35 protein-coding genes are annotated in these 17,671 nt (G+C 72.1%); 1 reads left to right on the top strand and 34 read right to left on the bottom strand.

The genetic code is table 11. The annotated features are described in order from the left end of the window. Positions 1–87 precede the first annotated feature (87 nt). From AC07A4_RS25575 to AC07A4_RS25515, 13 genes are all read right to left on the bottom strand, one after another. Complete coding sequence (locus AC07A4_RS25575) at positions 88–735, bottom strand: hypothetical protein (RefSeq protein ID WP_478602608.1); 648 nt, start codon at positions 733–735, stop codon at positions 88–90. After that, positions 732–1,685 (bottom strand): hypothetical protein, encoded by a 954-nt coding sequence (locus tag AC07A4_RS25570; protein WP_478602606.1) that lies wholly within the window; start codon positions 1,683–1,685, stop codon positions 732–734. Before AC07A4_RS25570 ends, AC07A4_RS25575 begins: the two co-directional genes overlap by 4 nt. Then, complete coding sequence (locus AC07A4_RS25565) at positions 1,682–1,897, bottom strand: hypothetical protein (protein ID WP_478602604.1); 216 nt, start codon at positions 1,895–1,897, stop codon at positions 1,682–1,684. The genes AC07A4_RS25570 and AC07A4_RS25565 overlap by 4 nt, the downstream gene beginning before the upstream one ends. Continuing rightward, entirely contained in the window at positions 1,894–2,256 is a 363-nt protein-coding gene (locus tag AC07A4_RS25560) for a hypothetical protein (RefSeq protein WP_478602602.1), read from the bottom strand. Before AC07A4_RS25560 ends, AC07A4_RS25565 begins: the two co-directional genes overlap by 4 nt. Next, on the bottom strand, positions 2,253–2,579 hold the full coding sequence (locus AC07A4_RS25555; protein ID WP_478602600.1) for a hypothetical protein: 327 nt from the start codon (positions 2,577–2,579) through the stop codon (positions 2,253–2,255). Before AC07A4_RS25555 ends, AC07A4_RS25560 begins: the two co-directional genes overlap by 4 nt. 202 nt (positions 2,580–2,781) lie before the next feature. Beyond that, on the bottom strand, positions 2,782–3,018 hold the full coding sequence (locus AC07A4_RS25550) for a response regulator transcription factor (protein ID WP_478602598.1): 237 nt from the start codon (positions 3,016–3,018) through the stop codon (positions 2,782–2,784). A gap of 277 nt (positions 3,019–3,295) precedes the next feature. Next, entirely contained in the window at positions 3,296–3,715 is a 420-nt protein-coding gene (locus AC07A4_RS25545) for a hypothetical protein (protein WP_478602596.1), read from the bottom strand. Beyond that, positions 3,712–4,680, bottom strand: a complete 969-nt coding sequence (locus tag AC07A4_RS25540) for a hypothetical protein (RefSeq protein ID WP_478602594.1) — start codon at positions 4,678–4,680, stop codon at positions 3,712–3,714. Before AC07A4_RS25540 ends, AC07A4_RS25545 begins: the two co-directional genes overlap by 4 nt. Positions 4,681–4,753: 73 nt before the next feature. After that, positions 4,754–5,392 carry a hypothetical protein gene (locus tag AC07A4_RS25535; protein ID WP_478602592.1) on the bottom strand — a complete coding sequence of 213 codons (639 nt, stop codon included), beginning with the start codon at positions 5,390–5,392 and terminating at the stop codon, positions 4,754–4,756. Beyond that, positions 5,389–5,862, bottom strand: a complete 474-nt coding sequence (locus AC07A4_RS25530) for a hypothetical protein (RefSeq protein ID WP_478602590.1) — start codon at positions 5,860–5,862, stop codon at positions 5,389–5,391. Before AC07A4_RS25530 ends, AC07A4_RS25535 begins: the two co-directional genes overlap by 4 nt. A gap of 72 nt (positions 5,863–5,934) precedes the next feature. Then, positions 5,935–6,216: a helix-turn-helix domain-containing protein gene (locus tag AC07A4_RS25525; RefSeq protein WP_478602588.1), complete on the bottom strand. Its 282-nt coding sequence runs from the start codon at positions 6,214–6,216 to the stop codon at positions 5,935–5,937. Then, a complete protein-coding gene (locus AC07A4_RS25520; RefSeq protein ID WP_478602586.1) occupies positions 6,213–7,157 on the bottom strand; it encodes a hypothetical protein in 945 nt (314 codons plus the stop codon). Before AC07A4_RS25520 ends, AC07A4_RS25525 begins: the two co-directional genes overlap by 4 nt. Beyond that, a complete protein-coding gene (locus AC07A4_RS25515; RefSeq protein ID WP_478602584.1) occupies positions 7,157–7,714 on the bottom strand; it encodes an HNH endonuclease in 558 nt (185 codons plus the stop codon). Before AC07A4_RS25515 ends, AC07A4_RS25520 begins: the two co-directional genes overlap by 1 nt. Before the next feature lie 86 nt (positions 7,715–7,800). On the opposite strand from AC07A4_RS25515, the gene AC07A4_RS25510 reads away from it, so the two are divergent. Next, positions 7,801–8,001 (top strand): hypothetical protein, encoded by a 201-nt coding sequence (locus tag AC07A4_RS25510; protein ID WP_478602582.1) that lies wholly within the window; start codon positions 7,801–7,803, stop codon positions 7,999–8,001. 95 nt (positions 8,002–8,096) lie between these two features. On the opposite strand, the gene AC07A4_RS25505 is transcribed toward AC07A4_RS25510, so the two are convergent. The 21 genes from AC07A4_RS25505 to AC07A4_RS25405 all read right to left on the bottom strand — a co-directional run bounded on the left by AC07A4_RS25505 (position 8,097) and on the right by AC07A4_RS25405 (position 17,661). Then, positions 8,097–8,282, bottom strand: a complete 186-nt coding sequence (locus AC07A4_RS25505) for a helix-turn-helix domain-containing protein (protein ID WP_478602580.1) — start codon at positions 8,280–8,282, stop codon at positions 8,097–8,099. Beyond that, on the bottom strand, positions 8,282–8,488 hold the full coding sequence (locus AC07A4_RS25500) for a helix-turn-helix domain-containing protein (RefSeq protein WP_478602578.1): 207 nt from the start codon (positions 8,486–8,488) through the stop codon (positions 8,282–8,284). Before AC07A4_RS25500 ends, AC07A4_RS25505 begins: the two co-directional genes overlap by 1 nt. 131 nt (positions 8,489–8,619) lie before the next feature. Continuing rightward, positions 8,620–9,309 carry a VWA domain-containing protein gene (locus AC07A4_RS25495; RefSeq protein ID WP_478602577.1) on the bottom strand — a complete coding sequence of 230 codons (690 nt, stop codon included), beginning with the start codon at positions 9,307–9,309 and terminating at the stop codon, positions 8,620–8,622. A gap of 63 nt (positions 9,310–9,372) precedes the next feature. Beyond that, positions 9,373–9,612, bottom strand: a complete 240-nt coding sequence (locus tag AC07A4_RS25490; RefSeq protein WP_478602575.1) for a hypothetical protein — start codon at positions 9,610–9,612, stop codon at positions 9,373–9,375. Then, positions 9,612–9,848, bottom strand: coding sequence for a hypothetical protein (locus tag AC07A4_RS25485; RefSeq protein ID WP_478602573.1), 237 nt, complete (start codon positions 9,846–9,848; stop codon positions 9,612–9,614). Before AC07A4_RS25485 ends, AC07A4_RS25490 begins: the two co-directional genes overlap by 1 nt. Then, complete coding sequence (locus AC07A4_RS25480; protein ID WP_478602572.1) at positions 9,845–10,129, bottom strand: WhiB family transcriptional regulator; 285 nt, start codon at positions 10,127–10,129, stop codon at positions 9,845–9,847. The genes AC07A4_RS25485 and AC07A4_RS25480 overlap by 4 nt, the downstream gene beginning before the upstream one ends. After that, entirely contained in the window at positions 10,126–10,515 is a 390-nt protein-coding gene (locus tag AC07A4_RS25475) for an HNH endonuclease (protein WP_478602570.1), read from the bottom strand. Before AC07A4_RS25475 ends, AC07A4_RS25480 begins: the two co-directional genes overlap by 4 nt. A 124-nt stretch (positions 10,516–10,639) precedes the next feature. Continuing rightward, a complete protein-coding gene (locus AC07A4_RS25470) occupies positions 10,640–11,203 on the bottom strand; it encodes a Holliday junction endonuclease (RefSeq protein ID WP_478602568.1) in 564 nt (187 codons plus the stop codon). Further along, complete coding sequence (locus tag AC07A4_RS25465) at positions 11,200–11,655, bottom strand: hypothetical protein (RefSeq protein ID WP_478602567.1); 456 nt, start codon at positions 11,653–11,655, stop codon at positions 11,200–11,202. Before AC07A4_RS25465 ends, AC07A4_RS25470 begins: the two co-directional genes overlap by 4 nt. After that, entirely contained in the window at positions 11,655–11,948 is a 294-nt protein-coding gene (locus tag AC07A4_RS25460) for a hypothetical protein (RefSeq protein WP_478602565.1), read from the bottom strand. Before AC07A4_RS25460 ends, AC07A4_RS25465 begins: the two co-directional genes overlap by 1 nt. Then, complete coding sequence (locus AC07A4_RS25455) at positions 11,945–12,292, bottom strand: hypothetical protein (protein ID WP_478602563.1); 348 nt, start codon at positions 12,290–12,292, stop codon at positions 11,945–11,947. Before AC07A4_RS25455 ends, AC07A4_RS25460 begins: the two co-directional genes overlap by 4 nt. Next, positions 12,292–13,020 (bottom strand): exonuclease domain-containing protein, encoded by a 729-nt coding sequence (locus AC07A4_RS25450; RefSeq protein ID WP_478602561.1) that lies wholly within the window; start codon positions 13,018–13,020, stop codon positions 12,292–12,294. Before AC07A4_RS25450 ends, AC07A4_RS25455 begins: the two co-directional genes overlap by 1 nt. Continuing rightward, positions 13,017–13,883 carry a hypothetical protein gene (locus tag AC07A4_RS25445; RefSeq protein WP_478602560.1) on the bottom strand — a complete coding sequence of 289 codons (867 nt, stop codon included), beginning with the start codon at positions 13,881–13,883 and terminating at the stop codon, positions 13,017–13,019. The genes AC07A4_RS25450 and AC07A4_RS25445 overlap by 4 nt, the downstream gene beginning before the upstream one ends. Next, positions 13,880–14,770: a PD-(D/E)XK nuclease-like domain-containing protein gene (locus tag AC07A4_RS25440; protein WP_478602558.1), complete on the bottom strand. Its 891-nt coding sequence runs from the start codon at positions 14,768–14,770 to the stop codon at positions 13,880–13,882. The genes AC07A4_RS25445 and AC07A4_RS25440 overlap by 4 nt, the downstream gene beginning before the upstream one ends. Further along, entirely contained in the window at positions 14,767–15,003 is a 237-nt protein-coding gene (locus AC07A4_RS25435) for a hypothetical protein (protein WP_478602556.1), read from the bottom strand. The genes AC07A4_RS25440 and AC07A4_RS25435 overlap by 4 nt, the downstream gene beginning before the upstream one ends. Next, positions 15,000–15,269: a hypothetical protein gene (locus AC07A4_RS25430; RefSeq protein ID WP_478602554.1), complete on the bottom strand. Its 270-nt coding sequence runs from the start codon at positions 15,267–15,269 to the stop codon at positions 15,000–15,002. Before AC07A4_RS25430 ends, AC07A4_RS25435 begins: the two co-directional genes overlap by 4 nt. Further along, positions 15,269–15,895, bottom strand: coding sequence for a hypothetical protein (locus tag AC07A4_RS25425; protein ID WP_478602552.1), 627 nt, complete (start codon positions 15,893–15,895; stop codon positions 15,269–15,271). The genes AC07A4_RS25430 and AC07A4_RS25425 overlap by 1 nt, the downstream gene beginning before the upstream one ends. Next, entirely contained in the window at positions 15,892–16,260 is a 369-nt protein-coding gene (locus AC07A4_RS25420) for a hypothetical protein (protein WP_478602550.1), read from the bottom strand. The genes AC07A4_RS25425 and AC07A4_RS25420 overlap by 4 nt, the downstream gene beginning before the upstream one ends. Then, the gene (locus tag AC07A4_RS25415; protein WP_478602548.1) at positions 16,257–16,514 is read right to left on the bottom strand and encodes a hypothetical protein; all 258 of its coding nucleotides are present in this window, start codon (positions 16,512–16,514) and stop codon (positions 16,257–16,259) included. The genes AC07A4_RS25420 and AC07A4_RS25415 overlap by 4 nt, the downstream gene beginning before the upstream one ends. Beyond that, positions 16,511–17,290, bottom strand: a complete 780-nt coding sequence (locus tag AC07A4_RS25410) for a hypothetical protein (protein ID WP_478602547.1) — start codon at positions 17,288–17,290, stop codon at positions 16,511–16,513. The genes AC07A4_RS25415 and AC07A4_RS25410 overlap by 4 nt, the downstream gene beginning before the upstream one ends. Continuing rightward, a complete protein-coding gene (locus tag AC07A4_RS25405; RefSeq protein WP_478602545.1) occupies positions 17,287–17,661 on the bottom strand; it encodes a hypothetical protein in 375 nt (124 codons plus the stop codon). The genes AC07A4_RS25410 and AC07A4_RS25405 overlap by 4 nt, the downstream gene beginning before the upstream one ends. Positions 17,662–17,671 lie beyond the last annotated feature (10 nt).

Genomic DNA, 17,671 nt, shown 5'->3' with positions numbered 1-17,671 from the left:
CGGGCGTACGGTCGTGTCGCGTCACTGTGAGGGGGGCACTCACACCTGGGCCCGCTGTTCCCGTTGGGAGCGGCGGGCCGTGTGCTGTCAGGCTGCGGTGAGCCGGTCGCCGGTCGCGCCGGGCTGGTAGTGCCGGAGGGCGAGCCACCGGTCTGGGGTGTACACGCACAGACACCACTCGCACTGCACCGTCCGGTCCGGGTAGGCGTACAGCGGGCGCCCGCACACTCCGGATGGGCTCTCGGCGACGCACCGGCCGAGGTACTGCGGTTCGTCGGGGTCGCGGCCGGGCTGGATGACGCCGTACGCCCGCCCGACGAGTTCGCGGACGCCGCTCGCGAGGTCGGGGCCGGCGTACCAGCGGGCGATCCACGGGAGGTGTCCGTCGAGAGCGGTGGCGGCGATGGTCACGCGGTGCTCGATGCCGACGGCGCGGGTGGGCGGGGCCATGCCGCGGGCGTCGTGGACGGCGGCGCGCCAGTCTTCGAGGACGGCGACGATGCCGCCCTCGGCGCGCAGATCCAGGACCTCCTCCCGGAGAGGCAGCGGGGCTTCGGCGCGCGGGGTGCGGCCGCTGATGAACGGGGTGGTGGGGCTCGGTGCGAGGAACGCGGCGAGTGCGGACCACAGGGCGGGGAGCTGGGTGAGTCGGCGGCTGGTGGTGTGGATGCAGGGGTCGCAGAGGAACCCGCCGTGGTCGAGGTCGCGGTCGGTGCAGTGCGGGCAGGTGGTCATCGGTCGCCGCCTTTCTCGACGTCCCAGTTGCGGTCGGCGGTGGAGCATTCGCGGACGCTCGGGCCCTCGTCGTGGGTGGGCCGGGGCGGCGGGACGATCGTGACGGGTGTGCCGGTGGCCATGGCGTGGTCGATGTCGGCCTCGCTCATGTCTGTGTCGTCGGGCTCGGTCGCTTCGGTCGCTGCCGGGCCGGTCTCGGCGTGCTCCTCGGACACGTGCCGGTCACGGGCGCGCTCGGCGGATTGCTGGCTGAAGTGGTCGAGGGACAGCCAGCCGTCGCAGGTGTCGGTGCCCCAGCAGCGGAAGCACCAGGCGATCTCGCCCCGGTCGGTGCGGTAGCGGTCGATGATGAGGCCAGTGTGAGGCTCGGACGTTGCCGGGCCGGGCTGCTCATCGAGGGCGGCCTCGGTCGCTTCGACTGCTCCCGGGCCCGGCCTGTCGAGAGCGCTGCGCAGGATCCGAGCCCAGTGCCGAGCACCGGTGATCCGCTCCATCTCGTCGACAACGTCGCGGATCCGGGCGACGATCACCCACGCCTTGCGGTCATCCCTGAGCCGCGTGTCGTGTTCCATGAGGAAGCACTCGCTGCCCCGCTGTACCTCGCGTCGCATGTCACCGATGGCTTCCAGGCGTCGGGCGGGGTCGAGCCGGTTGAAGCCGTATAGCCACTGGCCGTTGCTCGGCTCGACGCGCGGGTCCTCGTAGGGTTCCTCGCCCTCGTGGAGGCGGGCGGCCGCGGCCTCGGCGTGCTCGACGCGGGCGTTGTGGTGGGCCAGCCACTCCCTGATCCGAGGTGCGATGTCGGGGCCGATCTCGGTCCAGTCGAAGTACCCGTCCCGAGCCAGGGCCTCGCGGGCGAGGCGGAGGCAGGCCTCGGCGGTCTCGGCTCGGGCGTGTAGGGCGTCGAGGGCGTCGTCGGTGAGATCGTCGAGGCGGATGCGTTTGGTCACAGCTGCTCCAGCACGTAGCCGGTGCGGCGGGGCTTGCCATCGCGGGTGAGCGGGCTGTCGTGCAACTGTCGGACGAGGATCTGCCGGGGCCGTTTGCCGGTGGTGGCGTCGACGACGTGGGCGCGCCCGGCGCCGGGGCGGTAGGCCTCGATGCGGAGGCGGATGGAGTCGCGGGGGTTGCAGGAGCGGTAGGTCTGGCCGGGCTTGATCATGCTGCGAGGTCCTTTCGGGTGCAGTGCGCCCCGTCGTGCTCGGCCCCGCGGGACAGCCACGCGGGCAGGCAGCAGGCGGTGGTGAGCTCGTCCCAGCCGCGGTGGATGTCGGCGATGAGCTCGGGGCCGAGCGGGGGCGCAGGGCTGGGGCGGGCAGCGAGGCATTCGCGCTGCGCCTCGACGCGTGCGCGCCGGTCGACCGCAGCCTCCCGGCGGCCGCACCACGCCAGGAGCACGGCGCCGTAGGTGCAGCCGAGGACGGGCAGTACCTCGTGGTGGTGGCCGGTGTACGCGGCGCCCGCGGCGCAGAGGAGGGCGCCGGCGCGGCAGGCGAGCGCGACGCGGCGGTGGCCCGTCATGGCTGACTCCCGTTGATCGCGCGAGCCACGGCGAGGGGGAGACGGCCGTACGTTTCCTGGTCTTCGGGCTTGTGGTCGGAGATGATCACTTCGGAGTCGCGGAGCCAGTGGGCCAGGGCGCGCGCTGCCTCAGGCGGGAACAGTCCGGCGAGCTTCCCGGCAGAGCCGCCGACTGCGTTCGCGATGCCGTTCGAGTACCAGTGTGGGCGCGGCACGAGCTGGGAGTGCCAGTAGGTGTTGATCTCGATCTCGTGGCTGGTCTCGTCGGCGGTGTCGAGGAGGGTCTGGGCTGCGGTGCGGATCTCTTCGGCGGGGCTGCTCATGGGTGGACCTCGATCTCTGCGAGCGGTCGGCGGGCGGCGAGTTGGGTGTGGAGCTGGCGGATGCGGGTCGTGGCGTTCCGGTCGAGGTGGCAGAGGGCGTGTCGGGTTTGGTGGGGGAGTTGGTTCCAGCAGGTCCAGCAGAGGTATTCGCCGGGGCCGCGGGCGCTGTGGCAGCGGGGGTTGGGGCAGGGGGTGCTTAGGGTCATGGCTGGTCTCCGCGTGGGTGGATGTCGGTGGGGTTGAGGAGGCCGGTGGTGAGGGCGAGTGCGACGGCGTGGGTGCGGTCGCGGGCGCCGAGATGCTTGCGGATCGCGGCGAGGTGCTTGCTGATGCAGTCCTCGGAGACGCCGAAGTGGCGTCCGACCTGGGCGTTGGTGTGCCCGTTGGCGACGAGGGTGAGGGCTTCGCGCTGGCGGGTGGTGAGGCGGGGGCGGGTCATCGGTGGTGGGCCTTTCGTGGTACAGGAGGACGTAGAGGGGCTGTGTGGCCGTCTGGGGCTCGCGTGTGACGCCGGGCGTGGATTCGGGCGCGGAGGCGTCCGCGAGCCCAGGACGGGCCCCTGGGGCGGCTCCTGACGGCATCCCAGGCCCACGAGGCGAGCTTCGAGACGAGAGCGGTGGCGGCGGCCGTGAGGAGCGCGGCCGTGGCGGCGCCGAGGATCACCCAGACCGCGAGGGCTCGGAGCAGGAGGAACGCCGTGCTCAGGGCCTCGCCGATCACGACGGCCCCTTTGGTGCCTGAAACGTCCACCAGCCGTCGAACCCGTCAGGTATCGCGGGGTAGTTCGCGAGCATCGGCCGGAGGATCGCGAGGTGCCGCTGCTGGATGTCCAGCGTGACGTTGCCCCAGTAGGACTCGCCGTCCCACCGGCCGTGGCAGTCGCCGCCGTACCGGCCGTCGTCGTGCTGTTCCAGGAACTCGCGGCCGTCGGCAGGCTCTGGGTGCTGGAGGTCCCACAGCTCGCCGACACAGGCGACCGTCACGCCTTTGCGGCGCCGGAACCAGACGGCGCAGATCCGGCCGTCGAAGTAGTACTCGTTGCGCCCTTGCGGTGTCTGGGTGCGGCTGCCGCGCAGGCTGCCGAGGTCGACGGCGAACGGCTTGCGGGAGATCAGGAACTTGTCATCGCGGATCACCGGCTGTCTCCTGCCTGCTGCGCCTCGTCGGCCGTGCGGCGGAGCTCGTCCTCGATGAGGCGGGCACCACGGATCGCCCCGAGGAAGTCGGCTGACTCGCGGGGCGTCCGGCGCAGGAAGCGCGCGGCGTCTCGCCAGCCCTCGGCGGGGGTCCCGAAGGGCTCCATGCCGCAGGCGTCGCAGAAACCGCACTGGGCCGCGCAGACCAGTTCCGCTCCCTCGCGGTCGAGTTCTGCCAGTTCCTCGGCGTCTCGCAACGCGGCAGCCCGGTCGGCGGGCGCGGGGAGGACGGCCAGGACGGCGTCGGCGGCCTTGCGGTACTCGGCGTGGATCTCTTTGGGCTGTGAGTCCCAGGCGACGCCAGGGAAGCGCTCGTGTTGCAGCGCCTGCGCCGCCCTCTCGCGGAGGTCGGGCTCGACCTGCTCGTCGGCGGCGAGCGCGGCGGAGGGCAGCGGGGTGACGTTCAGGGCGGGGTGGGTCTCGATCTCGGCGGCGCCCGGCAACGTCTCGGCCCGGTCGGCGGGCGGCTGCACGGCGGCGCCACCGACGGACACCACCTCGGGCACGGCCGTGGCCTCGGCGAGCATCCCGGCAACCACCCGGCACACCCGCTCGTGCTGCTGCGGGAACGACGGCCCCGGGGCGCCGGGAATCGCGACAGCGTCCCAGAGGGCGTCGGTCTGCTGCACGGACAGGCCGAGCGCCGCGTCGGCAGGCAGCTGCACGGCTGAGGGCGCAGCGCCGTCGAGGGCGCGCACCGTGGCGCACGGCCACGCACCACAGCCCGCCGTGCAGCTGGCGCCCGGCTGGTCGGGGTAGGCGTCGCGGTGCAGAGCGCGGGCGCGGGCTATGGCTGCTCGGGCGGCGAGGTAGGCGTCGAAGTCCTGGACGGCCTGGCGGTCGCCGTCGGCGAGGTGGGCATTGGGGTTGTTGCCGCAGGCGAGGCCGGTCGGCGTCTCGTGCATGGCCAACTCCGTTCGGTTCGTGATGAAGTGGGTGGTGCGCTCGCCCGTGGCTCCAACACGGGCGGGCGTCCTGTCAGACATGCCGGAACGTCAGCTCCGCCAGCTCGGCGCGCGCGTCGGCGAGCGTGGTGCGGCCGTTCGCGAGGTCGTAGATCAGGCCGACGGCGTGGTGCTCGCCGCTGTCGGTGGCGTCGCGGAGACGGCTGGCGATCTCGGAGATCAGCTCGAACACGTCGCTGTCCGAGTCGCTGCCGTCGCCCGGAGCGAGCTCGTCGAGCGCGGCGTCCGCCTCGGCAAGCGCTTGGCCGAGGCCCTCGACGAGATCGGTGCGGATCTCGTCCGGCATGTCGGGCGAGAACGCGAAGTGCACGCGGGCGACGGGACGGTGGCCGCCGTTGATGGTGATCCCGTGTACGTCGGACGGCTCCAAGCCGTCGGCGGCGAGGTGGACGGCCCATGCGGACACGTTGGCCGCGCCGGAGACGAGCTCGACGACGGACTCGCGCAGCGTGTCCTGCTCCTCGCTGCCGACCTCGACGTGGACCCAGGCCGGGTGGTCGGACAGAGCGTTGTCGGCGTCGGCCGGGTTCGGCTCGATGGTCAGGGCGTAGTGCATGAGCGCAGCGGCGGCGCGGAGGTCGGCGTCGGTGTACGGGCGGTCGGGCACGGTGTGCTCCTTCGTGGTGGCGGGACGGTCGGTGCTGCTGCTCACTGCCGGGTCTCGTGCACGCCCCACGCTTCACAGGCCGCGTCGAGGACGGCGGCGTGCTCCCACCGCTCGCGCGACAGGTCCCCCGTGTGCTGCCGAGTGATCGAGCGGACGCACGCCACGATGTGGGCGGGCGAGGCGTAGCCGTCGAGGGTGAGCAGCTCGCGGCCGCCGTTCTGCCCGTGCTCGTCGACGAGCGGCGCCCACTCCCACGAAGGGCCGCCCTCCGGCTCGCCGAGGTCGGCCTCGGCGCCGGTGTGCCATTCCCAGATGAGGATCAGGCCGTGCTGCCAGCGAGCCGGGTCGAGGCCAGAGGCGTTGGTGTCGAGGGTGATCACGGACCGCAGGAAGCAGTAGCTGCCGCGAGTGTCGGAGTCGTCGGTGAAGTCGTCGGCCGGCTTCAGGCCCGCGGCGGTGAGGGCGTCGGTGATGGCGGTGATGTACGGGTCGTGGGGCAGGGGGCGGTTGGTCATCGTGGCTGCTCCTGGGGTGTTGGGGTGGTGTGTGGTTGGGGTGTGGTGTGGGCTGTATCCGGATGCGCGCGGTCAGGAGGCGGCTCGGTCGCGGGCGCGCCAGCGATGAACGCTGCGTCGACTGACGCCGCAGATGCGGGCGATCTCGGCGGCTGAGATCCCGAGGGTGGTAAGCCGCTGGCTGACGGCGCGTTGTTCGCGGGGGCGGAGGCCGGGTGTGGGGCGTCGGGTTTGTATGGCGGTGTAGATGGCGAGTTCGTCGAGGCGGGCTCGTGCGGCGCGGCGGCGGTTGTTGCGGCAGGTGGGGCAGCCGTGGGATCCGCGGGGGATGTGGTGGGTGGGGCAGAGGCTCATCGGGTGTCTCCGGTGCGGTCGGCTCGGGTGACGGCGTCGAGTTCGGCCATGCGTTGGGCGAAGGACGGCGGGGTGGGGGTGGGGGTGGACTCGGCGCCGCCGGGGAGGCCGACGAGGAACGCGCCCTGCGTCGGGGTCGGGGTGTCGGGGCGTTCGCGAGCGAGCCAGGAGACCCAGAGGGGGCCGAAGTCGGCGACGCGGGTGGCGCGTGCCTGGTGGTGGCGTACGAACTTCGCGGTGGCCGCTGCTGCGGCGGCGGGTCCGAGGCGTCGGATGTCGGCGGCGGCCGCGGTGTGGTCGGCGGCGGTGGGTTGCCAGTCCGGTGTGATCAGAGAGAGAGCGGGTTCGCCTCGCGCGTCACTACGGTCACTTCTCTCTCTACCTGCACCACTAGATGGGGAGGGGAGGGGAGGGGAGGGGACACCCGTTGCACCCTCATGGGTGTCACGCCGTGACATGTCCTCCTGACCTGCGGAGGTGGCCTCAAACTGGGGGTCATTTCGGCGACGATTCGGCGCGGAATCGTCTTCGAAACGGCCGCGATTCGCGCGCGATTCGGCGTCGTTTCCGGGCTGATTCCGGTTCCGGCGGGCGTTCTCCCGGCCACGGTTCTGCCTCTTCCGGGCTGCCTCGCGGGCGGCTTCGATCTGCGCGCGGGACTTGTTGTAGTCGAGGTAGTCGTGGATGACGAAGTCGCCCTCGGCGGGCTGCGGGCAGCGCGGGCAGGCGTGGCCGTGTTCGTGGAGCATGCCGACGGCGAGGAGCTTGCGGATGTTGGGGCCGGTGCCGTAGCTGCGGACGATGTCGCCGTCGAGGTGGCCTTCGGTGAGGTGCCTGGTGGCGTGAACGCCGAGGCGCACGAAGACGCCGACGGCGGCGTTGCCCGCCTTGCGCACCTTGGGGTGCGTGTCGAAGCCGTCGTCGAGGGCGAACCAGGCCATTAGACGCGAGCCCCCTTGCTGCTGTTGCAGGAGCGGCACAGGGTGCGCAGGTTGCTGTCGCCGTCGCCCCCGGCACGTGCTCGGGGGTGGATGTGGTCGAGCGTGAGGTCGTTGGGCGTGCCGCAGAGGACGCACTGGAAGCCATCTCGTGTGTAGATCCGCTCCCGCTGGCCGGGGGCGTACGTCGGCTCGCGGTCGACGGTGAACGCGTCGTGTGTGATGAGGAAGTCGCCGTCCCCGCGTTCCTGCCAGAGCCCGGCCGCGACGAGTTCGGCGGCCGTCTGCGCTGCCCGCCTGATGCTTGCGATCTGAGCCAAGCCTCGGCGCGGGATGACACCCGCAGTGCTGTACCTGGCGGTCCAGCAGATGCTGGCGATATGGAGCCGGAACGCTCGGTCGCTGAGCAGCATCACGGCTGGTGCGTGGATGAATCTGGTGTCGAGCTTGACCTGCGCCATGTGCGGCTTCTTTCGGTCGTACTGGATCAGGGCATGGCGGATAAACCCCCAGTTCAGGGCGGCCTGAGGGGCGCCCTCCCTGCTCCAGATTCTACCCATGGGTGTATAGTCACCCGCAACACATTCGCAATACAGGCACATTGCTCGGGGTGTGTGGCTAGTGAGAGGTCAGCTAGCCTGACGTCATGACGTCGAAGGGAACCCCCGGCCGCATGGTCCGCATCGAGGACGAGATGTGGACCGCGTACGGGCAGCTGTGCGACGAGGAGGGCACCTCCCGTGCCGACGACATCCGCCGGCACGTGCACGCGCGCGTCAACACCTGGCGTCGCAAGCAGCGGCCTCAGCGTGATGCTGATGCCGCGGCCAACGCGGCCAAGGGCTGACCTCACGGCCCCCTCCCTCCCCTTCTCCTCCGGGCCCCGCACCGTGCTGGTGCGGGGCTTCGTGATGTTGCGGAACCGTCACGCCTTGATCGCGGTCAGAGGCTGCGGACCGTCTTGGCGGACACGCCGTACTCCGCCGCGAGATCGATCGCCCGCTCCCCCTCCGCGCGGCGTCTGCGGATCTCGTCGCGCTGGCTGGGGGTGAGCTTGGGCAGCTGGTAGTGGGGCGGGCGGAGGGTCTGGCCTCCGTTGCTCCAGGCGCGCTGTGTGGGGCTGGCCATCACGGAGCCGTCTTCCTGGCGTGTCCGCCGCGCTTGCGCAGCGTGACCCCGGCCTCCAGGAGCAGCGCGTGGGTGAGGCCGTACGAGCGGCCGATCTGCCGGGCCACGGACAGGACCGTGCAGCCCTGCGCGTACAGCCCGGCGGCGCGGTGGGCGGTCTCGGCGCGCTCGGTTCCCTTGAGACGGGTGCGGGGGTTCTCGCTCATGTGCAGTGCCTTTCTGGGTGGTTGGGGTCCGGGCCCGCCCGCCCGGGGGGATGGTGTGGGCGGGCCCGGGTGGCGGCCGCTGGGGCGTGGAGCAGGGGCGCGGCCGCCGGTCTCAGGGGCGGTTCAGCCCGTCAGCGGAGAACTCCCGCCGCCTGCGCGGCCTTCAGCCAGCCTGCGAACTCGCCGGTGATGCCGTCGTACAGCTCGGCGTCGCTGACGTGGTGCGGGTCGCGGGCGTGGAAGAAGCTCGCGTTGTCCACGGCCCGGCCGGTCAGGGTGTCGAGTTGCTCGAGGAACTGGACGCGGCCGCCGAAGCCGACGAACGCCCAGAAGATCGGCAGAGCGGAGGCGTGGCGGAGGACGCGTGCTGTGGCGGCGCGGTCGTCGGGTTCGCCGTCGGTCTGGAAGATCACCAGAGCGGGGTCCATCGCCCCGGAGGCCCGGTACTCGCTGACCGCGGCGTTCATGGCGGCGACGTAGTTCGTCGAGCCCCAGCGGATGCGCTGGTGGGCGCGGTCGATGAGCCCGTGGTAGTTGTCCAGGCGGACGTCTTCGTGCTGTTCGGCCTGGGAGCCGAAGAAGATGACCGGGACGGAGCCGTCGTCGTCGAGGTTCACGGACAGGCCGAGAGCCTGCTCGGCAAGGCGCTGGACGCTGCCGTCACGGTAGAAGTCCCGCATGCTGCCGGAGTGGTCCAGGACGAGCTGGACGGCGGCGCGCTGCTCGGCGAGGCCCTGCTTCTGGAGGCTGATAGCGGCGGTCTTGGCGAGGCTGATCAGGCCGGGTGCCTGCTGCTCTACTGTCGTGAGTGCGATGGACACGTGTTCTCCTTGTGGGTGGTTCCCCGCCGGTTTCCGCCCGGCGGGGTGCTCGTGGGCGGGTGGTCAGTCGCAGTCGTCGAAGTCGACGTCCACGCGCTTCGGCTTGGACTTCGGCTTCGGGCGGGGCTTGGCGGGCGCCTTCGCGGCCCCCGGGCGCGGGCCCGGCTTCGCGACGGCGACCGCGGCGAGCGCGTCGCCCTCGCAGTCGTCATCCGGGTCGTCGCCGCAGGCGGCCAGCAGGCCGAGCACGAGGACGGTTCCGACGGCTGCTGCGGCGGCCCGGCGGCGGGCGGGGTGGTTCATCAGGGGTTTCCGATCTGGTAGGCGTCGGCGGCCTCGGCGTGCTGCCGGGCCAGCGCGGTTTCGGCGCAGACCTTGTCCGCGGCCTTGCCGCGGGAGTCGCGCAGGTGGGTGGGTGATCCGCAGTAGCGGCACGGGAGTTGCTCCCAGGACCAGTGCTCGGGTCCGCGCCAGTCGAGGAGCGTCCCGGGCACGTACTCCGGCTCCGGCGGCGCGCGACGGCGCTTGCGGCCGGTCACGACGTCGCCCCCGCAACCGCCCTACGGCGCGCGGCGGCCAACCGCTGACGGGCCCGCCAGCCCAGGCCGCCACGTACGCCGTGCCTCACCTCGCCCGTCCTCAGCGCGTCGTCGAGGCAGGCCATCCGGACCGGGCACGCACGGCAGACCTGCTTGGCGTACTCGATGCCTGCGGGCGATTCGTCGTCCATGAGGTCCCAGTGGCCGATGCAAGCGGCCTGGTGGATCCACTGCCCCCGGCTGGTGAGGGTGTCGGGGGCGTAGCGGGAGGCGCGGCTCATGACCGGGTCACCGCCTCGCGGTCGGGCCACGAGACCTTGGCCAGGCGCTCCAGCTGTGCCCATGACTCGCCCCGGTGGAGGAGCGAAACGTGCGACTGTGAGATGCCGACGGCACGAGCGATCAGGTGCTGCGGGACGTCGGCGCTGGCCAACTCGCGGATGGCGTCAACCTGTTCTGGTGAGAGCTTCGCGCTGCCGTGCTCCTCGCCTCGCAGGGCCACGTGGCGTCCCTTTGCGTCACGGTCGGCGTTGTTGTCGGCGACGGTGCCGAGGAATAGGTGGTCGGGGCGGACACAGGGCGGGTTGTCGCAGCGGTGCAGGACGCACAGTCCTTCAGGGATCGGCCCGTTCTCCAGCTCCCAAGCGACCCGGTGCGCCTGGTGCATGCGCCCCTGGTCCCAGATCTGGCGGTGTCCGCTCCGAGTCTCGGCGCCTCCATGGAAGATCCAGCAGTCGTTAACCGCCAACTTGTCTACCTTCTGCTCGAACCTCTCTCGCAGGGGAAGCCGCTTACCCACGGCGCACCGCCCGGGGGAGAACCACCTTGTCCAACCGGGCACGCTGGGCGGCCGGAAGTTGGAACTCGGGTTGTCCGAGCAGGTCCAGGCATGCCCACCGCAGCCACGCTGCGTCGCAGGCGTTATCGTCGGCGAACTCCCGCCCGCTGCGCTTGAGTGCGGCGATGGCCATGGCGGTTTTGTCCGCGTTGCCCTTGCCTGTGGCGTAGGCCTTGAGCGTGGCCGGGGTGATCAGGGCGTACGGGACCTCGTGCCGGATCAGCAGCTCCCGTACGACGCCGTGGACCATGCCGATGGAGACTGCGGCGCTGCTACGGACCACCGGGCCTTCGATCACGGCCAGGTCGATCCCGAGGAGTGCCGCGTGCATGATCCGGTCGGCGATGCTGATCAGCCGCCGGTCGCCGTCCTTGGCGTTGGTGGTGATCGTGTGGGTGGTGCCGTCGGGGAGGCACAGGCCGGTGGCGGTGATCGATAGATCGAGGCCGAGGATCCGCAGAGGCCGGGGCCCGGCCGCCGCGGGGGCGGCCGGGGTGCCAGGGCTGATCAGCGTCACGCTGCACCGCCGATCCGGTCCCGCACGACCACGTCGTACGGCACCAGCCCCAGCGCCTGCAGCAGACCGCGGCAGTCCTCCACGCCGTCGGCGAGCGCAGCCACGGCCGCGGCCGCGCGCCGTTCCTGGGCTGACCAGGCCGTGGGCACGTCGGCATAGTGCCGGGACTCGTGAGCAGCACGCGGCCTGCCGTGAGCGTGGTAGCGCTCCAGCACGTTGTCGTTGTGCGCTGCGCGGCACGGGGCACACGGATCGGTGCCGCGGCGCATGTGCAGGTCCCAACCCCGTGGAGTGCCCGCCACGTCGCGGTGCCGCAGGAGCCGTACGGGCGGCGGGCCGTCGGCGGGGCGCCCGTAGTAGCTCCACCGGCGGTAGCAGCACTTGCACCAGCCGTGCGCGGCGTGCTCTCCCGGGTGGCCGCATGCCTTGCAGATGATGGTGGGGCGAGGCATCACGCACCCCCAGCCGGGGTGTCGGTCTGGCACGTCCAGCAGCGGCGGGCGCCGCCGCGGAACACGGCATGCAGGGTCGCGCGCTCGCAGCAGGGGCACGGGGCGGACTCGTTGGCGGCGACTTCCTCCGTGTCGAGGAGTTGCTCGAGCTCGGCCTCGGTGAGGACGCCGTGCATCAAGGGCCCGTCGACGGGCGGGAGTGGCGCGTCCGGCAGGAGTACCGCCCGCCGTCCGGTCCGGTGCCGCCCGGACGAGGTGATCAGGCGCTGCAGGGCTCTGAGGGGGCTCGTCATGGCGTCGTCGTCTCCTTCGCCAGGCGGGGCTTGTCGCTGCGTCGGGTCTGCCAGTGCTGGCCGTCGTCGACGGCGGGGTGGGTGAGGCCGACGGCGTCGTCGAGGCGGGCCTGAAGCCGGGCCACCTGCCCCTCGGCGCGGGCCAGATCAGCCTGGTAGCGGGCGCTGGCGCGGGTCAGGCGCCCGATCTGCTCGGCCAGGGCCGTGTTGCGGCCTGCGGTGCGGACGGCAGCGGCCCGCTGGGCAGCGGCCTCGGTGCGGGCCGCGTCGCGCTCAGCGGTCAGGCGGCGCACGGAGTGCTGGAGCGTGTCGACCAGGAGGTCACGGCGGCGGAACCATCGCATCAGCCCTCACCTGCCTGACGCGGGCGAGGGACGAGCGGCCATTCGGCGCGGACGCTGTCGGCCTGATGCTCCTTGCCGGGCGTGCGCCGGAAGTACGACGCCAGGCTCTCGGCCTGGCGAGCGGCCCACTTCACCTGGAGCTCGTGGAGCTCACCGAGCGGCAGCTTCCCCAGATCGGGGACCGTGGAGCCGAGCCGCCAGGCGACCCGGCACGCGGCGATCGCGTCCCCGTCCGCACTGTGCGCACCGTCGAGCGGCACCTTGTAGTGGCGGCACAGGTCCGTCAGCTTCCGCCCGCCGCGCCGGTACGGGTCGAGGTGCTTGTCCAGCACGCGGGGATCCAGGACGAGCGGAACGGCCTGCTCCCACAGGGAGGTGACGCCGTAGCGGGCGCACTCGCGGTCAAGCAGCGTGAAGTCGAAGCTCGCGTTCATCGCCACGATTGGGACGCCCGCCTCGGCCGCTTCGACGAGCGCTGCGGTGACTTCGGCCACGACCTCGGCCGCGGGGCGCCCCTCGCGGCGGGCCTTCTCGGTGTTGATCCCGTGAATGGCCGCGGCCTCGGCGGGGATCTCGACGCTGGGGTCGGCCAGCCACGTGGCGGAGTCGGTGTCGGCGGCGCCGCCGCAGGCGACGACGCACGCGGTGACGATGCGGTCGGCCTCGACGTCGACGCCCGTCGATTCAAGATCGAAGCCTGCCAGTCGGCCGGTGAACCAGGGACTCATCCGCGGGCCCCCGCTCCGGGCTGCCTTGCCTCGGGCCAGTCCGCCTTACTGCCGTCTGCCGCCTGCTGCTTGACCTCGTCGACCGTGACCCGCGGCAGCGGGAACTCCTCGTCCGCCGTCACCTCACCCCGGTTGATCGACTGGAACGCGACGAGCAGCTCCGCGACGTCGTGCTCGGTCCACTTCCCAGACAGCCGCCCGAGCTTGGTCTCGATCCGGTCCTGCGTGACCCCGATGCCCTCGAACGCGCGAATGGCGTCCGCGACGCGCTGCGGCAGCGGCTTGCCCCCGCCGTCGGCCAGCGCCTTGGTGCAGACCTGCTTGGCCTCTTCGACGAACCAGGGCGGCAGGATCGCGAAGATCGCCTCACGGACACGGCGGGCGCCGTTGTTGGCGTTGTTCTCGTAGATGTCCCGCATGTCGGTGAGCTGCTTCGGACCGCCCTTCTGGTCGCGCTTGTGCGGCACGATGAACGTCGAGCTGTTCCGGGAGTTCTTCTCCACGTCCCAGGCGAAGGCCTGCATCTCGGACTGCCCGAACTCGTCGTCGCGGCGCATCTCGACGAGGCCGTACTGGATGTTGCCCCAGCAGCGCGCCAGTTCCCGGGCCAGGTGCACGGACGGGCCGGTGATGTTGCCGCCGCCACGGGAGTAGCGGAAGAACGCCCGCTCGGCGAGGAAGAGTTGCTGACAGGACTGGCGCATCTCGGCGATGGCGGCGTTGATGTCGCGCGGGCACTGCTGGGCGACGACGATCGCGGCCTGCACCTCGGCGACCGCGCGGGACTGCTCGACAGCGGTGCCCTGGCCGACCCGGGCCGGGGCCGCGGCCGGGCTCATGCGCTGCTCGGCGGGGTAGTTCACAGGTACTCCTCGGTGTCACGGAAGGCGGCCCACGAGGGCAGGGAGAGGTAGGCGATCTCGTCGCTGTAGCCGGGCCAGCGGCCGGAGGTGGTGCACTCGGCGAAGACTTCGAGGGCGCGCCGGTTGCGGGCCGCGCCGATGCGGCGGGCCTCGGCGTCCATCTCGATGACCGTGACGATGTACGGCGGGGTCTTCTCCTGGCAGACGAAGACGAACGCCGCGGTGTCGTCGGCGAGGTCGAGCGCGCGGGCAGCCGCGCGGTACCAGTCGTCTTGCTGGTGGTAGCCGAGCGTCTCGACCGCCCGTGCGAGCGCGCCTGGTTCGGCGGACCGGCAGGTCTTGTAGTCGGGGATGATGAGGCGGCCGGTGCGGGCGTCGGGGAGCCAGTCGAAGCGGGCTCGCCGCATGACGCCGGTGGGCTGGTCGCGCCAGAACAGGGACTGCTCCGGGCGTCCGCGAGCCGGGTCGAACAGGGCGGCGGCGACGGGGTGGCGGCGCAGTGCGTCGGCCATCGCATGGACTTGTTCGTACTCGGCGGGCTTGAGCGGGATGCCGCCCTCGTCGCGGATCGCGGCGACCTCGGCCTTCACGGCGTTCGTCGTCCACTTCTCGGCGTCGACCCGTACGAGGTCCGGGCCTTCGCCGAGCACGAGCTTGTGCGCGGCCGTGCCGAGCTCGAACGTCTTCTTCGGCTCCTGCGGGGCGTCTTGGGCGTGCCGGAACAGGGCAGGGCAGGACGGAGGGAGCAGTAGGCGGGCGCCGCTGGAGGACAGGGAGCCGCGGTCGGCGTGGTACTCGTCGTTGGTGAGCTGGTAGATGCCGGGCTCGGTGATGGGCCCGGCGGCCGGGGCCGTGGTGGCCCCGGCGCGCACGGTCGTGTTCGTCACGCGGCACCTCGCAGAGGCTGACACGAGCAGCCGGTCGACACCCGCGGGTCGCAGTGCTCCTCGTGCCGCAGCGGCACGGGCGCGGGCGGGCGTAGGGCGGTGGTCGGCCAGACCTCCCGGCCGTACGCGGCCTCGTGGCGGGCGGCGATCGCCCGGGCCCCGGCCGCACCAGCGAGTACCTCGCCCCGCTCGACCTGACCGAGGACACGCTCGGCGTCAGCGTGAGGAGTCATCGCGGGCCACCTCCCACGTACCGCACGAGGACCTCGCACCCGAACTCGGTGAGCCGCGTGTAGGCCCGATAGGCGCCAGGGGGCGCGTAAGGGGAGGGAGACCGGCGGGTCTTGGTGGACATGCCTGTGCGGATCTCGTAGGCCGTGTCCTTGGCCGACATGGTGGATCCGTACTCGCCGACGACGTGCCAGGCATGGGGCTGCTGGCGGGCGCGTGCGGCGGTGGCGGCGTGGTCGACGCGGGGGCGGCGGATACGGCGGCTCATCAGTGGCCGTCCTTCCTGGCGAGGAGGTAGAAGCGCCCGTCCTGCGCGCCGTGTTGGGTGAGGTGGCCGCGCCGGTGCAGCTCGGCGAGGTCGTGGCGGGCGGTGGTGCGGGAGGGTGTGTGGCCGTGGCGGTGGCGGATGTCGACGACGCGTCCGACCGGCCAGCGGCCGCCGTGGGTGCGGATGGTGTCGAGGAGTTCCGCCAGGCGCCGCTCGCGGGACGGGACGGGCTCGGTTTCTGGGGTGAGCCAGTCGGTCACCTTGGCCCGGTCCTCTGCGTCCAGCAGGAGCGCGACGGGGCGGCCGTCCTCGGCGACCGCGCAGATCGTGAGGACCTGCTCTGCCTCCGGCGCGGGCTCGGTGGCGGTGTCGTAGCGGGACACGACCAGCGGCTCGGCGGCCAGCGCGGCGATCTTGTCGTCCTGCTCGGCGACGTGATCGCACGCCTCACGCAGTGCCCCGCGTAGCCGCTCGACCTCGGCGGCCAGCACCCGGCCGATCTCCGCCAGCGTGGCCTCCGCCGACGAGCCGCCGTACGAGGCGGTTGACCACGTCGGCGCGGGACGCTCCTGGTACTGCCGCAGCCGCGCGAGAGCGACCTCCGGCGTCATGACGGGCTCGCTCACGCGGCACCTCGCTGCCCCGGCACCGGCCGCGGCGCCGCAATCTGGGCCAGCGCGTCCCGCATCTGCGTGACCGTCTGCCCGTACAGCGGCACCCTCCCGCCGTCCGCGAACGTCTCGACGAGCTTGTCCATCCGCTCGTCGAACTCGTGCCGTGCGTGGGAGTCGTGGCCCTGGTGCAGCGCCGAGCGCATCAGCTCAGCGACGTCAGCCAGTTCCTCGCCGAAGCCCTCCGGGTCCTCGGCCGCCTGCGTGATCAGCTCGGTGAACACCGCGCGGATCAGGAAGGTGGTGATGTCGAGCTCGGCGCCGTTCTCCGTGGCGCGGATGGTGATCGGGAACGGGCCCGTGATGCGGTAGTACGTCATCGGGTGACTCCCTTGCGGGCGGAGAGGCGGAGCAGGAGGGCAGCGGCCGCGAGCGCGGCGCAGGCCCGGGCGTCAGCGGCGGTCTGCCGCGCGCGGACGATCTCGACGAGGAGCCGGTCACCGGCCGGGGTCTCGATCAGCACACGCCACGACGGCCACACGGGGTCATCGGCGAACACCAGCACCGGCACCGACATCGCGGCGTACACGCTGGTGGCCAGCGAGATGGCGGCGGGGACGTTCTCGGCGATCACTCGCCGGCCCCCTCGTCGTACTCGGAGGCGACCTCCAGCGGCGTCACGACGTAGCCCGTGCACGTCCGGACCGGCACCTCGGCGCCGTCGCAGTACTCGACGTCGGTGAACGACAGCTCCTCGCCCTCGTCGTCGCCGTCCTCGGTGTCCCACGACACGAGCCCGGTCGCCCCCTCACGGCGCGCCAGTGCCTCGCAGTGCTGGCAGGCGGCCGCGCGAGTCGTGTACGTGCCGAGGACGAGTCCGGAGTCCGGGTGCTCGGCCCGGTACACGACCAGCGGCACCTCGGCGGCGGGCTCGTCCTCGCGGAGTGCCAGCATCCGCGCCAGCCGATCCGCCGACTCCTCCACCGACGAGCCCGCCGCGCCACGCCGCTCCGCCGAACGCTGCGCCACGGTCACATCGGCCAACGCGGCGTTCGTCGTCTGCCGCTCAGCCTCCAGCTCAGCGACCCGCACCCGCAGCCGCTCCGCCTCATCCAGCACAGCAGCCAGGACCGGGCTCACGACTGCCGCCGCGTGGTCGTCCATCAGCGCCAGCAGATCCAGCCGACGACCGGCCGCGACCGCGTCCAGCGGCCCCGGCCCCACCGGCACCGGCAGCACGTCCGCCGACCCCGTGATCCCGTGCTCAGCGAGCTCCGGCAGCGTCGCCATCACATACGCGGGGCACTCGCACACGCCGACGGGCGCGTACAAGGCCAGCCCGTCACGCGTCACCGCACGCCGCGTCCAGCACGTGCCGTCCGTCGTGTTCACCACCAACGGGGCGCTCACGCCGACACCTGCTGCACCAACTCGCCGACGAGGTACACGCGCAGGCACACCCCGTCGACCTCGAACTCGAACTCGATGTGCTGGCGCGCGGGCTCGCAGCTCCCCAGCTGCACCTCGGACGGCGCAATGCCCAGGCCAGAACGCCAGGCCTCCAGAGCGTGCCACGACTGCGCCTGTACCTGGACCACCCGCGGCTCGACGTAGCTGAGGTTGATGTAGGCGGCCGGGAGGTCGGGGTGCAGCTCGATGATCCGGTCCAGCGCGGCGAGCGCCTGACGCTGATCGGCCAGGCGCGTCCGCTCCCACCGGGTCGGGACGTAGTCGACGGCGTCGGTGTCCTGTGTGATCTGTTCGGTAGTCTCGATGGTCACGGTGACCTCT

The organism is Streptomyces sp. NPDC043996, from assembly GCF_056435225.1.
Note: the sequence above shows the minus strand (reverse complement) of the source record. Positions and strands in the feature narration are given on the sequence as shown.

Bases quoted from the DNA above. Each gene is read 5' to 3' on its own strand.
- AC07A4_RS25460 (WP_478602565.1), bottom strand. From the start codon at position 11,948: ATGACGAGCCCCCTCAGAGCCCTGCAGCGCCTGATCACCTCGTCCGGG.
- AC07A4_RS25550 (WP_478602598.1), bottom strand. From the start codon at position 3,018: ATGACCCGCCCCCGCCTCACCACCCGCCAGCGCGAAGCCCTCACCCTC.
- AC07A4_RS25465 (WP_478602567.1), bottom strand. From the start codon at position 11,655: ATGCCTCGCCCCACCATCATCTGCAAGGCATGCGGCCACCCGGGAGAG.
- AC07A4_RS25565 (WP_478602604.1), bottom strand. From the start codon at position 1,897: ATGATCAAGCCCGGCCAGACCTACCGCTCCTGCAACCCCCGCGACTCC.
- AC07A4_RS25455 (WP_478602563.1), bottom strand. From the start codon at position 12,292: ATGCGATGGTTCCGCCGCCGTGACCTCCTGGTCGACACGCTCCAGCAC.
- AC07A4_RS25500 (WP_478602578.1), bottom strand. From the start codon at position 8,488: ATGAGCGAGAACCCCCGCACCCGTCTCAAGGGAACCGAGCGCGCCGAG.
- AC07A4_RS25530 (WP_478602590.1), bottom strand. From the start codon at position 5,862: ATGACCAACCGCCCCCTGCCCCACGACCCGTACATCACCGCCATCACC.
- AC07A4_RS25520 (WP_478602586.1), bottom strand. From the start codon at position 7,157: ATGGCCTGGTTCGCCCTCGACGACGGCTTCGACACGCACCCCAAGGTG.
- AC07A4_RS25490 (WP_478602575.1), bottom strand. From the start codon at position 9,612: ATGAACCACCCCGCCCGCCGCCGGGCCGCCGCAGCAGCCGTCGGAACC.
- AC07A4_RS25430 (WP_478602554.1), bottom strand. From the start codon at position 15,269: ATGAGCCGCCGTATCCGCCGCCCCCGCGTCGACCACGCCGCCACCGCC.
- AC07A4_RS25560 (WP_478602602.1), bottom strand. From the start codon at position 2,256: ATGACGGGCCACCGCCGCGTCGCGCTCGCCTGCCGCGCCGGCGCCCTC.
- AC07A4_RS25555 (WP_478602600.1), bottom strand. From the start codon at position 2,579: ATGAGCAGCCCCGCCGAAGAGATCCGCACCGCAGCCCAGACCCTCCTC.
- AC07A4_RS25450 (WP_478602561.1), bottom strand. From the start codon at position 13,020: ATGAGTCCCTGGTTCACCGGCCGACTGGCAGGCTTCGATCTTGAATCG.
- AC07A4_RS25575 (WP_478602608.1), bottom strand. From the start codon at position 735: ATGACCACCTGCCCGCACTGCACCGACCGCGACCTCGACCACGGCGGG.
- AC07A4_RS25505 (WP_478602580.1), bottom strand. From the start codon at position 8,282: ATGGCCAGCCCCACACAGCGCGCCTGGAGCAACGGAGGCCAGACCCTC.
- AC07A4_RS25475 (WP_478602570.1), bottom strand. From the start codon at position 10,515: ATGCACCAGGCGCACCGGGTCGCTTGGGAGCTGGAGAACGGGCCGATC.
- AC07A4_RS25435 (WP_478602556.1), bottom strand. From the start codon at position 15,003: ATGACTCCTCACGCTGACGCCGAGCGTGTCCTCGGTCAGGTCGAGCGG.
- AC07A4_RS25525 (WP_478602588.1), bottom strand. From the start codon at position 6,216: ATGAGCCTCTGCCCCACCCACCACATCCCCCGCGGATCCCACGGCTGC.
- AC07A4_RS25420 (WP_478602550.1), bottom strand. From the start codon at position 16,260: ATGACGTACTACCGCATCACGGGCCCGTTCCCGATCACCATCCGCGCC.
- AC07A4_RS25480 (WP_478602572.1), bottom strand. From the start codon at position 10,129: ATGAGCCGCGCCTCCCGCTACGCCCCCGACACCCTCACCAGCCGGGGG.
- AC07A4_RS25515 (WP_478602584.1), bottom strand. From the start codon at position 7,714: ATGGGTAGAATCTGGAGCAGGGAGGGCGCCCCTCAGGCCGCCCTGAAC.
- AC07A4_RS25510 (WP_478602582.1), top strand. From the start codon at position 7,801: ATGACGTCGAAGGGAACCCCCGGCCGCATGGTCCGCATCGAGGACGAG.
- AC07A4_RS25540 (WP_478602594.1), bottom strand. From the start codon at position 4,680: ATGCACGAGACGCCGACCGGCCTCGCCTGCGGCAACAACCCCAATGCC.